The following is an 11119-nucleotide window of genomic DNA, read 5'->3' as shown; positions in this document are numbered from 1 at the left end:
TCTCCCGGCACACCGGCAGGGGCACGATCTTTCATCAGGACTCAACGTCCAGGAACCACGAGTGCTCACCTACCGGCTGGCCACCAACCCGGAGTCTGCCGGATGGCGACTCCCAGAACTGATTAGGAACCACGGGGATGCGTGAAACGAAGCGGAAGATCCTGACAAGGCAGCGGATGCTCGCACTGGCCGGAACGGGTGCCGCCGCGGTGGGCCTGACGATGGCCGGCGCCGCCTCACCCGCCGCCGCGGACGACGTCTCCCAGTTCTGGATCGGCTACAAGAAGATCGCCGCCGGCTGACCGCAGCGGCCCGCCCCCGGAGAGGGGCCGCCGCGCCACCTGCCGGCATGGCGGGCGAACTACGGCCCGGGTCTCTCGTTCTTCCTCAGCGGCACTTGCCCCGGGGTCCTGACGTACTGGCGTCGCTTCTCGTCTTTCACCACGATGCCCAGGCCGGCCAGTTCCTCGCGGAGTACCTGGGCGTCGTCCTCGTTGCCGTCCTTCAGTGAGGTCTGCCGGGCTTTGAGGAGGGCGTTCGCTCCTTGCGACAGGCCGGGGAGGTCGGGCACCCAGAGGCGGAAGTCGTCCTTGTACGGGTCGGCGTCCGCCCACCGGTAGCCGTGCTCGGTGACGGTCTCGGCGACGCGGCCGAAGTTCAGCCCGCATTCGACGCGGGCGAGTTCGCCGCCTCCGACGCCGAGCACGACCAGCCGGCCGCCGTCCCGGCAGACGAGGGCGATCTCATCGCGGGAGAGCCGCTGCTCATGCCCCTTGCGGGTGAGCACGACATGATCTTCATAGAGGCGGATCACCAGTTGCTCGTACTGCGCGATGAGTCCCACCACCAGCCCCGCCAGGGCGCCCAGGACGGGCAGCACCGCGCCGGGGATCATGTCCACCAGCCGGGCCGGACCCTTCATCGGCGCGTAGGGCAGCGACACCAGCCACTCGGCCAGGAGGCCAAGGAGCCAGCCGGCGCCCGCCCCCAGCGACGCGGCGACGACATAGACGGCCGCCGTACTCCAGACCGGCTCGCGCAGCACCGCGGGCCGGTCGTGCTCCTCGAACGGCTTGCTCACTTCCGTGCTCCTCCTCGCTTTCACGTGAAGTGTCGCGTTTCAGAGGCAGCGCCCACGACAGCCCCTGGGCGATGCCTGATCGACCAAGGTCGATGTGCGGACCGTCTTCGGTCGATGCCGCTAGCGGACCGGCTGGTCCCGTGGGCCGGCGATGATGTCGGCGAGGTCCGTGCCCGCCCTCAGGAGGGCGAGTGTGCGCCTGGTGATCGTTTCGACGTGGGAGTCCAGTGCCTTGAGCGGGTCGTCCAGGTCGTGCAGGTGGCGGACGGCCGCCATCGTCTCCCGGACGTCGGGGATGCGGTACCCGGCCGCCCTGAGCGCCGCGGTGATCCGGGCTTCGCGGATGGCGGGGAGCGGATAGCGCCGCGCGGCGCCCGCCCGTCCCGTGACCCGCTCCGGCCGGACGAGCCCCGCCTTCTCCCAGAACCGGAGCGTGGAGGCGCGGACGCCGAGCGCCCCGGCCAGCTCGGTGATCGTCATCGAGTCCGCGCCGGCCGGTTCCGCGTCGGCCGCCGCCTCCGCGCGGATCATCTCCAGCGCTTGCCGCGCGGCGAGCGCGGCGTCCCGCTCCCGGTCGAGGGCGACGTGGAACGAGTTCACCAGGGCGGCCGCCCGGCCGCGCGGCAGTACGCGGATCTCGCGCATGGCGTGGCGGGCGCGGACGGGCCCCACGGCGGTGGCGAGTTCGCGGTACGCCCGCAGCTCCCGCACGTGCAGCCGGGAGAACCGCCGGTACCCGTTCGCCGCCCGGGGCGCCCGCGTGATGACGCCCAGCGCCTCAAGGTCGCGGATCTGCTGCACGGAGTAGCCCGAGGCCGCCGAGACCGCGGCCGTGCTGAGCCCTCGGCCCACGCCAACCCTCCATCAGCACTTCAACTTCATACTTCAAGCATGAGTATGGAGGAACTGCTGGAGACGATCCGTGCCTTCGACGGCGTCCGCGAACTCGCGCCCACGGAAGGCGACGGATCTCCCGAGACCGCGTGGGGCGACCACTTCTTCTACTACGCCCCCGACGGCACGATCCCGGCGCGGGCGCAGCCCTACGCCACCATCGTGACCAAGGACCATCCCGGCGACGCCCTGTCCGGCCTCGGTCCGGCCGGGCGGTGGCGGGTCAACATCCACGTCGGCCGAGCCCGGTACACCGAGCTCACGGGCGAGGATCCGAGCGGCGGACCCGGTTCGCGCGACTTCGGCGCGGCCGACGTGATCCTCCCGCACCCGGTCTACGGGGCGCTCGGCTGGATCGCCGTCGTCAACCCGGGCGAACGGACCGCACCCGCCGTGGTCGCCCTGCTGAGCGAGGCCCACGAGAACGCGCGGCACCGCGCCGCCCGCCGCGCCGGCGGGGTGCCGTAGCCGTGGCCGTTCTGCGGTGGGCGGAATGGTCGGGACTTGGCGGGACGGCCGATTTACGATGAGGCATGGCTGAGATCGCCCGACCGTTGATGCCCGCCGACGAGACGCCGCCCGAGCGGGGCGGCCCCGGCCAGGAGCCGCTGTGGCGCGAGGCGCTCGGCGAATGCCTGCGGCGCCTGCGCACCGAGCGCGGCGAGATCCTGGTCGAGACCGCCCGCCGTGCCGGGGTCTCCCCGCAGTACCTCTCCGAGATGGAGCGCGGGATCAAGGAGCCGTCGAGCGAGATGATCGCCGCGGTCGCCGGCGCCCTGGACGTGACGCTCGCCGACCTGACGCTCGCGGTCACGACGACCCTCCTCGGTGCGCCGGCCGGCGCCCCGGCGGGCCCGACCGCCTACGCGCTGGCGGCCTGACCCGCGCGGCGGCGGCGTGCCTACGCGGGGAGCGGCTGCCGCTCCTCCAGGACATGGTCGACGAGGCCGTAGTCCAGCGCCGCCTGCGCGGTGAAGACCCGGTCCCGGTCGGTGTCGGTGCGCAGTGTCGCGGTGTCCTGCCCGGTGTGCCGGGACAGGATCCGCTCGATGTCCGCGCGGACGCGGACGACCTCGTCCGCCTGCAGGATCAGGTCCGGGATCGCGCCGCGGCTCTGCCCCATCGGCTGGTGCAGCACCACGCGGGTGTGGGGGAGCGCGGCGCGCTTGCCGGGGGCGCCCGCCGCGAGGAGCACCGCGCCGACGGCGACCGCCTGCCCCACGCACGTCGTCGCCACCGGCGACCGGATGAAGCGCAGGGTGTCGTACACCGCGAGCATCGCGCTCGGGTCCCCGCCCTCGCAGTTGATGTAGAGCTGGATGTCGGTGTCGGGGCTGTCGGACTCCAGATGCAGCAGCTGCGCGACGAGGGCGTTGGCGACGCCCGCGTCGATGGCGGTGCCGAGGTAGATGATCCGCTCGGTGAGCAGGTGGGAGTAGACGTCCATGATCCGCTCACCGCGGGGGTGCTGCGCGATCACGTTCGGGATCGTGTAGCTGCTCACCGGGAGGCTCCTTCCGAGGGGACGCCGAGCCCGACGCGCCGGCGGTCGGCGGGCACGACCTCGTCCAGCGAGGTGACGACCGAGTCGATGAACCCGTAGTCCAGCGCCTCCCGCGCCGTGAACCAGCGGTCGTGCAGCGAGTCCTCGAAGACGCGCTCCAGCGGCTGCCCGGTGTCCTCGGCGATGAGCCCGAGGACGGTGTCGCGGGTGTGGCGCAGGTCGTTGGCCTGCAGTTCGATGTCGACGGCCGCGCCGGCGATGCCGGCGGAGCCCTGGTGCATCAGCACGCGGGCGTGCGGCATCGCGCGGCGCTTTCCGCGGGTCCCCGACGACAGCAGGAACTGGCCCGCGCTGTAGGCGACGCCGAGCACCAGCGTGGACACGTCGCAGGGGACGAGCCGCATCACGTCGCGGATCGCGAGCATCGACGGCACCGACCCGCCGTGGGAGTGGATCCACAGCGCGATGTCGGTGGACGCGTCCTCCCGCGCCAGCGTGATCAGCTGGGTGGCAAGCAGGGTGCCGTTGTCGTCGTCGAGCGCGCCGTCGAGCACGAGGACGCGCTGCTGGTACAGCTCGCGCCGCACTCGTTCGTTGAACAACGGGATCTTCTGTTCCTCGCTCATGCCTCGACTATGCGGCGGCGTCCGCGGTGGTTCACGCCCTATCCGCCTGGGGCGGATCCGCTCAGAGCAGCGTGCCGAAGCGGCGTGGCAGAACGGGGGCCGCGCTCAGCGGCGGCGGGACGCGGGTTGCAGGGCCGTCGTGCTCGTGCCCCACATGTTGTCGGCGATGTTGACGGTGTGGCCGGGCGGGACGATCTCGTCGATGCGGTCGAGGACGTCGGCGGGCAGTTCGACGTCGCCGGCCGTCAGGTACGAGTCGAGGTGGTCCATCGTGCGGGGGCCGACGATCGCGGACGTGACCGCCGGATGGCGGGTGACGAACGCGAGCGCCAGTTGCACGAGCGACAGCCCGGCCTCCTCGGCGAGCACCGCGAGGGCCTCCGCGGCGTCGAGCTTGGCCGCGTTCGCCCGGGACGTCGCGTCGTACATGGCGGCGAAGCCCTCCCGGCGCGCCACCGAACCCGGCGGCTCGATGGCCCGGCCCTTGCGGTACCTGCCCGTCAGCCAGCCGCCGGCGAGCGGGCTGTAGGTCAGGACGCCCATGCCGTGCCGCAGGCAGGTCGGCAGCACGTCGTACTCGGCGGCGCGGGCCAGGATGCTGTACGGGGGCTGCTCGGTGCGGATGCGCTCGCGGCCGCGGCGCTCGGCGGTCCAGTGCGCCTCGACGATCTCGGAGGCGGCGGCCGTCGACGTGCCGAACATCCGGATCTTCCCGGCGTGGACGAGGTCGGACAGGACGCCGAGGGTCTCGTCCACGTCGACGGCCGGGTCGAGGCGGTGGATCTGGAAGAGGTCGATCCAGTCGGTGCCCAGCCGGCGCAGCGAACCCTCGACCGCGCGGGTGATCCAGCGGCGCGACGTCCCGCGCCGGTTGGGGTCGTCGCCGAACGGCAGCCCGGCCTTCGTGGCGAGGACGACGTCGTCGCGCCGCCCGCCGGCGAGGGCCTTGCCCACGATCCGCTCGGACTCGCCGGCGGAGTAGAAGTCGGCCGTGTCGACGAAGTTGATCCCGGCGTCCAGCGCGCGGTGAACGATCTTGACCGCGGCCTCGTGGTCGGGGTTGCCGAAGGCGCCGAACATCATCGTGCCCAGGCAGAACGGGCTGACGGAGACGCCGGTGCGCCCGAGGGGGCGGTGGTCCATGGGGAACTCCTCGAAATGCCGCGGGTCGCGGCGGACGGGTGGGATACGCTGAGCCGCGTAAACGAACAACCTCTCCGGTACTGTATCGGATAACCTATCCGTTTGGGAAGCCCGTGTCCGCATCACCCACCCGACGTGCCGACGCCCAGCGCAACCGCGAGAAGATCCTCGCGGTGGCCCGGGAGGCGTTCGCCGGCTCCGGCCACGACATCTCCATGGCCGAGATCTCCCGGCGCGCGGGCGTCGGCATGGCCACGCTCTACCGCAACTTCGCCAGCCGGCTGGAGCTCCTGGAAGCCCTCTACCAGGACGAGGTCGACGCCGTCTGCGCGGCCGCCGAGACGATCGAGGGGGAGACGCCCGGGGCGGTGTTCACGGCCTGGCTGCACCGCTTCCTCGTCTTCACCGCGGGCAAGCGGCCCATCGCCGCCGAACTGCTCACCCACGTCGACGGCGACGACCCCGTGTTCGGCCGGAGCCGCGCCAGGGTGCTCGCCGCCGGGGGCGGGCTCCTCGCCGCCGCCCAGGAGGCCGGGGAGATCCGCCGTGACCTCGCGCTGGAGCAGATCCTCGACATGATCGTCGCCATGGGAGGGATCAACGGCGACACCGCCTACCTCGACCCGATCATCCGGGCCGTGCTCGACGGCCTGCGTCCGCCCGCGGGCGCGTAGGCGGCGGCCGGCCGGGTCGGGCCTGGGCGGTGCCGGATTGGGTCTGTGGTCGGGCGCCGGGGCCTGCGTACGATCAACGCCGTCCGGGCGTAAGGCCCGGCTTACCCGGGAGTGGCCATGCGGAAGGCAGTCGTCACCGGAAGCACCAAGGGGATCGGTTTCGCGCTCGCACGCGAGCTGCTGCGCCGCGGCCACGGCGTGGTCGTCTCGGGACGCACCCAGGCGGCCGTGGACGACGCCGTCGAGCGGCTGGAGCCCGAAGCCACCGGGGAGGCCACCGTGCACGGACTCGCCGTGGACGTCACCGACCCCGCGCAGGTCGAGAAGCTGTGGGACGCCGCCGTGGAAGCACTCGGCGGCGTCGACCTCTGGATCAACAACGCCGGTGTCGCCAACACCACCCGCCCGATCGTGGAGACGCCCGCGCGCGATGTCCGGACGATGGTGACCACGAACATGCTGGGGACCGTGTACGGCTGCCAGGTCGCGGTTCGCGGCATGCGGGGCACGGGGGGCCAGGTCTTCAACATCCTGGGCGGCGGCAGCGACGGCCGGATCCGCCCGGGGATGGGCGTGTACTCGGCCACCAAACGCGGCCTGGACTCGTTCACCCGCGCGCTGGTCAAGGAGGTCGCCGGGACGGACGTCCGGGTCGGGCAGGTCAGCCCCGGGATGCTCATCACCGAGGGCTGGCTCCGGGAGGCCGCCGCGGCACCGGAGCAGGTGCGGGACCAGCGGAAGATCCTCAACATCCTCTGCGACCACGTCGACGACGTCGCGCCCTACCTGGTCGACAGGATGCTGGCCGCCGGGAAGAACGGCGATGCCATCAAGTGGCTCACCCCGGGCCGGATGACGCGGAAGTTCCTCACGGGCCGCAAACGCGACGTCCTCTCCCGGTACGGACTGTGACCCCTGCCCGGCTCAGCCCGGCGCCCGGCCGGCCAGGCGCGTGGTCAGGGCGGTGGCCGTGTCGCGGATCGGGCTCGCCAGGGCGGGCCAGGTCCCGGGCGGGTGGGCCGCGCGGCGGAACGTCACGGTGATCGCCGCCGTGGGGTGGGCCGTGTGGTCGAAGGCGCAGGCGGCGATGCTGGCGAAGCCCTCGGTGATGTGGCCGTCCTCCACCGCCCACCCCCGGCGCGCGTCCTCGGCGAGGATGCGGCGCAGTTCGCGCAGCGACGCGGGCCCCCGGCCGGTGCGGTCGACGAACCGGCCGGGGAAGAGGGCGCGGACCTGCGCCGGAGGCAGGTGGGCGAGCATCGAGCGGCCGCTCGCCGTGAGGTGGGCCGGCATGCGGACGCCCACGTCGGTGACCAGCGTGGGGTGGCCGGGCGGCTGCTCCTTCAGCAGGTAGAGCGTCTCGGCGCCGTGCAGGACGCCGAGCTGGACGATCTCACCCACGCGGTCCACCAGGCGGCGGAGGAGGGGGCGGGCCAGGCGCTCCAGGGGCTCGTGGCGGAGGTAGGCGGACCCGATCTCGAAGGCGGCGACGCCCAGGCCCCAGCGGTGCTCCTCCGGAATGGCGGTGACGAAGCCGTCCTCGGCCATCGCCGCCAGGAGGTGGTACGTGCTGGAACGGGGCAGTCCGAGGGAGCGCGCGATCGCCGAGGCGGGGAGCGGGCCGGGTGCCGCGGCCAGCAGGCGCAGCACCGCCAGGGCGCGGCGGGCGGCCGGAACCTGGCTCATGGCCGCATTATCCCGCAATCGTCTCGTATCCGAGACAGCCGCCGGGCGCCGCCCCTCCCGCGGCGGCGCCGGGGACGCTCCAATGGTGGGTATGAGCATCGACATGGCGGACGAGATCATCGAGGTCGGGCCCGAGGCGCTGGCGTTCGAGCAGGTGGTGGCGGTGGCGCGGGGCGGCGCCGCGGTCTCGTTGACGGACGCGGCGCTCAAGCTCATCGGCGAGTCGCGCGCCCATGTCGAGGAGCTGGCCGCCCGCCCGACGCCGGTCTACGGGGTGTCGACGGGGTTCGGGGCGCTCGCCACCCGGCACATCGCCCCGGAGCTGCGGGCGCGGCTGCAGCTCAACATCGTCCGGTCGCACGCGGCCGGGTCCGGTCCCGAGGTGGAGCGGGAGGTCGTCCGGGCGCTGATGCTGCTCAGGCTGCGCACGCTCGCCACGGGGCGGACCGGGGTGCAGCCGGCGACGGCGCGGACGCTCGCCGCGCTGCTCAACGCCGGCATCACGCCGCAGGTCTTCGAACACGGCAGCCTCGGCTGCTCCGGGGACCTCGCCCCGCTGGCGCACGTGGCGCTGGCGCTGATCGGCGAAGGGTCGGTCCGGGACGCCGCCGGCGAGCTGCGGCCGGCGGCGGACGCCCTGGCGGAGGCCGGGATCGCACCGGTCACGCTCGGCGCGAAGGAGGGGCTCGCCCTCCTGAACGGCACGGACGGCATGCTCGGCATGCTCGTCCTGGCCGTCCACGACCTGCGCCGGCTCCTCACCGCGGCCGACGTCGCCGCCGCGATGACGGTCGAGGCGCTGCTCGGCACCGACCGGGTCTTCGCCGCCGACCTGCAGGACCTGCGTCCCCACCCGGGCCAGGCCGCGTCGGCCGCGAACCTGCGGGCGCTGCTGGGCGCCTCGGAGATCATGGAGTCGCACCGCGGGCCCGACTGCACCCGCGTCCAGGACGCGTACTCGCTGCGCTGCGCGCCCCAGGTGAACGGCGCCGCCAGGGACACGGTCGCGCACGCCGAACTCGTCGCGGGACGGGAGCTGGCGTCCGCCATCGACAACCCCGTGGTGCTGCCGGACGGCCGGGTCGAGTCCAACGGCAACTTCCACGGCGCGCCCGTCGCGTACGTGCTGGACTTCCTCGCGGTGCCCGCCGCCGACGTCGCGTCGATGTCGGAGCGGCGCACCGACCGGATGCTCGACAAGGGCCGCTCGTCCGGGCTGCCCGCGTTCCTCGCCGACGACCCCGGCGTCGACTCCGGCCACATGATCGCCCAGTACACGCAGGCCGCGATCGTGTCGGACCTGAAGCGCCGCGCCGCCCCGGCCAGCGCCGACTCCATCCCGAGCTCGGCCATGCAGGAGGACCACGTGTCGATGGGCTGGAACGCGGCCCGCAAGCTGCGCCGGTCGGTCGACGGGCTGGCGCAGGTGATCGCCATCGAGATCCTCACCGCCGCGCGGGCGCTGGACCTGCGCACCCCGCTGCGTCCCGGCCCGGCGACCGCCGCCGTCGTCGCGCGGCTGCGGGAGGCCGTCCCGCCGCCCGGCCCCGACCGCTACCTCGCGCCCGAGATCGCCGCCGCGACCGAGCTGGTCCGGGACGGCTCCCTGGTCGCCGCCGCCGAGGCCGTCACCGGCTCCCTCTCCTAACCGGCCCTCTCCTAAGGAGTCCGCAGATGTCCGGTCCCCGTCCCGTCCGCGCGCCGCGCGGCACCGACCTCACCGCCAAGGGCTGGCCGCAGGAGGCGGCCCTGCGCATGATCCAGAACAACCTCGACCCGGAGGTCGCCGAGCATCCCGACGAGCTCGTCGTCTACGGCGGCTCGGGGAGGGCGGCCCGCAGCTGGGACGCCTTCGACGGCATCATCCGCTCGCTGACCGACCTGGAGGGGGACGAGACGCTGCTCGTCCAGTCCGGCAAGCCCGTCGGGATCTTCCGGACGCACGAGTGGGCGCCCCGGGTGCTGATCGCGAACTCCAACCTCGTGCCGCAGTGGGCGACGTGGGAGGAGTTCCGCCGCCTGGAGTCGCTCGGCCTCACGATGTTCGGCCAGATGACCGCCGGGTCGTGGATCTACATCGGCACCCAGGGCATCCTGCAGGGCACCTACGAGACGTTCGCCGCCGTCGCCGGGAAGCGCTTCGGCGGCACCCTCGCGGGGACGATCACGCTCACCGCCGGGCTCGGCGGGATGGGCGGCGCGCAGCCCCTCGCCGTGACGATGAACGGCGGGGTCGCGATCTGCGTCGAGTGCGACCCGTCCCGCATCGAGCGGCGCGTCGAGCACCGGTACTGCGACGTCCGGGCCGGCTCGCTGGACGAGGCGCTGCGGCTCGCCGAGGAGGCGAAGGCGGCCCGGCGGCCGCTGTCGATCGCGGTGCTCGGGAACGCCGCCGAGATCGTCCCCGAACTGCTGCGCCGCGGCGCGCCGATCGACGTCGTCACCGACCAGACCAGCGCCCACGACCCGCTCGCCTACCTCCCGCTCGGCATCGCGTTCGAGGACATGGCCGCCGAGCGCGACAAGGACCCGGCCGCGTTCATCGAGAAGGCCCGCACGTCGATGGCCGCGCACGTCGAGGCGATGGTCGGCTTCCAGGACGCGGGCGCCGAGGTCTTCGACTACGGCAACTCCATCCGGGGCGAGGCGCAGCTCGCCGGGTACGCGCGGGCGTTCGACTTCCCCGGATTCGTCCCCGCCTACATCCGGCCGCTGTTCTGCGAGGGCAAGGGCCCGTTCCGGTGGGCGGCGCTGTCGGGCGACCCGCGCGACATCGCCCGCACCGACCGGGCGATCCTCGACCTGTTCCCGGACAACGAGCCGCTGGCCCGCTGGATCAGGATGGCGGGGGAGCGGGTGCGCTTCCAGGGCCTGCCGTCCCGGATCTGCTGGCTCGGCTACGGCGAGCGCGACCGGGCCGGGGAGGCGTTCAACGACCTGGTGGCGCGCGGCGAGATCAGCGCGCCGATCGTCCTCGGGCGCGACCACCTCGACTGCGGGTCCGTCGCCAGCCCGTACCGGGAGACCGAGGGCATGGCGGACGGCTCGGACGCGATCGCCGACTGGCCGCTGCTGAACGCGATGCTGAACGTCTCGTCCGGGGCGACATGGGTGTCCGTCCACCACGGCGGCGGCGTCGGGATCGGCCGGTCCATCCACGCGGGGCAGGTCTGCGTCGCGGACGGGACGGCCCTCGCCGCGGAGAAGCTCCGGCGCGTGCTGACCAACGACCCCGGCACCGGTGTGATGCGGCACGTCGACGCGGGGTACGACCGGGCCGCGGAGGTCGCCGCCGAGCGCGGCGTCCGTGTTCCGATGGCCCCATGACCATCGAGGGGACATGAGCTTCGAGGAGATGTGGGCGGCGCTGCTGCCCGTCGGCAGGGACGAGGCGACCGGCGGCTACCACCGGTTCGCGTGGACCCCGCACGAGCTGGAGTGCCGCGCCTGGTTCCTGGACGAGGCGCGCCGCCGCGACCTGGCCGCGGAGCACGACGCCAACGGCAACATG

13 protein-coding genes are annotated in these 11119 nt (G+C 73.3%); 7 read left to right on the top strand and 6 right to left on the bottom strand.

Annotation, left to right across the window (positions count from 1 at the left end; genetic code table 11):
• Positions 1-137 precede the first annotated feature (137 nt).
• Positions 138-302, top strand: coding sequence for a hypothetical protein (locus E1289_RS38575; RefSeq protein WP_165970704.1), 165 nt, complete (start codon positions 138-140; stop codon positions 300-302).
• Positions 303-361: 59 nt separating this feature from the next.
• Here E1289_RS38575 and E1289_RS32765 read toward each other — a convergent pair whose 3' ends face one another.
• A complete protein-coding gene (locus E1289_RS32765; RefSeq protein ID WP_131987211.1) occupies positions 362-1081 on the bottom strand; it encodes a hypothetical protein in 720 nt (239 codons plus the stop codon).
• Positions 1082-1201: 120 nt separating this feature from the next.
• Positions 1202-1933: a MerR family transcriptional regulator gene (locus tag E1289_RS32760; RefSeq protein ID WP_131987209.1), complete on the bottom strand. Its 732-nt coding sequence runs from the start codon at positions 1931-1933 to the stop codon at positions 1202-1204.
• 39 nt (positions 1934-1972) lie between these two features.
• On the opposite strand from E1289_RS32760, the gene E1289_RS32755 reads away from it, so the two are divergent.
• Both E1289_RS32755 and E1289_RS32750 read left to right on the top strand, forming a co-directional pair.
• Entirely contained in the window at positions 1973-2443 is a 471-nt protein-coding gene (locus tag E1289_RS32755; protein ID WP_347813607.1) for a DUF6194 family protein, read from the top strand.
• Positions 2444-2508: 65 nt separating this feature from the next.
• Complete coding sequence (locus E1289_RS32750; RefSeq protein ID WP_131987207.1) at positions 2509-2856, top strand: helix-turn-helix transcriptional regulator; 348 nt, start codon at positions 2509-2511, stop codon at positions 2854-2856.
• A gap of 20 nt (positions 2857-2876) precedes the next feature.
• Here the strand turns inward: E1289_RS32750 and E1289_RS32745 are convergent, their stop codons facing one another.
• The 3 genes from E1289_RS32745 to E1289_RS32735 form a co-directional block, all read right to left on the bottom strand.
• The gene (locus E1289_RS32745; protein WP_131987205.1) at positions 2877-3479 is read right to left on the bottom strand and encodes an ATP-dependent Clp protease proteolytic subunit; all 603 of its coding nucleotides are present in this window, start codon (positions 3477-3479) and stop codon (positions 2877-2879) included.
• A complete protein-coding gene (locus E1289_RS32740) occupies positions 3476-4105 on the bottom strand; it encodes an ATP-dependent Clp protease proteolytic subunit (protein WP_131987203.1) in 630 nt (209 codons plus the stop codon). Before E1289_RS32740 ends, E1289_RS32745 begins: the two co-directional genes overlap by 4 nt.
• A gap of 105 nt (positions 4106-4210) precedes the next feature.
• On the bottom strand, positions 4211-5248 hold the full coding sequence (locus E1289_RS32735; RefSeq protein ID WP_131987201.1) for an aldo/keto reductase: 1038 nt from the start codon (positions 5246-5248) through the stop codon (positions 4211-4213).
• A 113-nt stretch (positions 5249-5361) separates the two neighbouring features.
• Between E1289_RS32735 and E1289_RS32730 the strand changes: the two genes are divergently transcribed.
• Together E1289_RS32730 and E1289_RS32725 are read left to right on the top strand one after the other, a co-directional pair.
• Positions 5362-5922 (top strand): TetR/AcrR family transcriptional regulator, encoded by a 561-nt coding sequence (locus E1289_RS32730; RefSeq protein ID WP_131987199.1) that lies wholly within the window; start codon positions 5362-5364, stop codon positions 5920-5922.
• Between the two features lie 117 nt (positions 5923-6039).
• Positions 6040-6834: an SDR family oxidoreductase gene (locus E1289_RS32725; protein WP_131987197.1), complete on the top strand. Its 795-nt coding sequence runs from the start codon at positions 6040-6042 to the stop codon at positions 6832-6834.
• Between the two features lie 12 nt (positions 6835-6846).
• On the opposite strand, the gene E1289_RS32720 is transcribed toward E1289_RS32725, so the two are convergent.
• Complete coding sequence (locus tag E1289_RS32720; RefSeq protein WP_131987195.1) at positions 6847-7608, bottom strand: IclR family transcriptional regulator; 762 nt, start codon at positions 7606-7608, stop codon at positions 6847-6849.
• 103 nt (positions 7609-7711) lie between these two features.
• Between E1289_RS32720 and hutH the strand changes: the two genes are divergently transcribed.
• Together hutH and hutU are read left to right on the top strand one after the other, a co-directional pair.
• The gene (gene hutH, locus E1289_RS32715) at positions 7712-9256 is read left to right on the top strand and encodes a histidine ammonia-lyase (protein WP_131987213.1); all 1545 of its coding nucleotides are present in this window, start codon (positions 7712-7714) and stop codon (positions 9254-9256) included.
• Between the two features lie 26 nt (positions 9257-9282).
• A complete protein-coding gene (gene hutU / locus E1289_RS32710) occupies positions 9283-10935 on the top strand; it encodes a urocanate hydratase (protein ID WP_131987193.1) in 1653 nt (550 codons plus the stop codon).
• The last annotated feature ends 184 nt before the right edge of the window (positions 10936-11119 follow it).

It is taken from the genome of Actinomadura sp. 6K520 (assembly GCF_004349245.1).
In the GTDB taxonomy this organism is placed as follows: Bacteria; Actinomycetota; Actinomycetes; order Streptosporangiales; family Streptosporangiaceae; genus Spirillospora.
Note: the sequence above shows the minus strand (reverse complement) of the source record. Positions and strands in the feature narration are given on the sequence as shown.

What these genes read in the sequence shown, in the direction of transcription:
- hutU (WP_131987193.1), top strand. Translation starts at nt 9,283, where the DNA reads ATGTCCGGTCCCCGTCCCGTCCGCGCGCCGCGCGGCACCGACCTCACC.
- E1289_RS32720 (WP_131987195.1), bottom strand. Translation starts at nt 7,608, where the DNA reads ATGAGCCAGGTTCCGGCCGCCCGCCGCGCCCTGGCGGTGCTGCGCCTG.
- E1289_RS32750 (WP_131987207.1), top strand. Translation starts at nt 2,509, where the DNA reads ATGGCTGAGATCGCCCGACCGTTGATGCCCGCCGACGAGACGCCGCCC.
- hutH (WP_131987213.1), top strand. Translation starts at nt 7,712, where the DNA reads ATGGCGGACGAGATCATCGAGGTCGGGCCCGAGGCGCTGGCGTTCGAG.
- E1289_RS32755 (WP_347813607.1), top strand. Translation starts at nt 1,973, where the DNA reads ATGAGTATGGAGGAACTGCTGGAGACGATCCGTGCCTTCGACGGCGTC.
- E1289_RS32735 (WP_131987201.1), bottom strand. Translation starts at nt 5,248, where the DNA reads ATGGACCACCGCCCCCTCGGGCGCACCGGCGTCTCCGTCAGCCCGTTC.
- E1289_RS32725 (WP_131987197.1), top strand. Translation starts at nt 6,040, where the DNA reads ATGCGGAAGGCAGTCGTCACCGGAAGCACCAAGGGGATCGGTTTCGCG.
- E1289_RS38575 (WP_165970704.1), top strand. Translation starts at nt 138, where the DNA reads ATGCGTGAAACGAAGCGGAAGATCCTGACAAGGCAGCGGATGCTCGCA.
- E1289_RS32740 (WP_131987203.1), bottom strand. Translation starts at nt 4,105, where the DNA reads ATGAGCGAGGAACAGAAGATCCCGTTGTTCAACGAACGAGTGCGGCGC.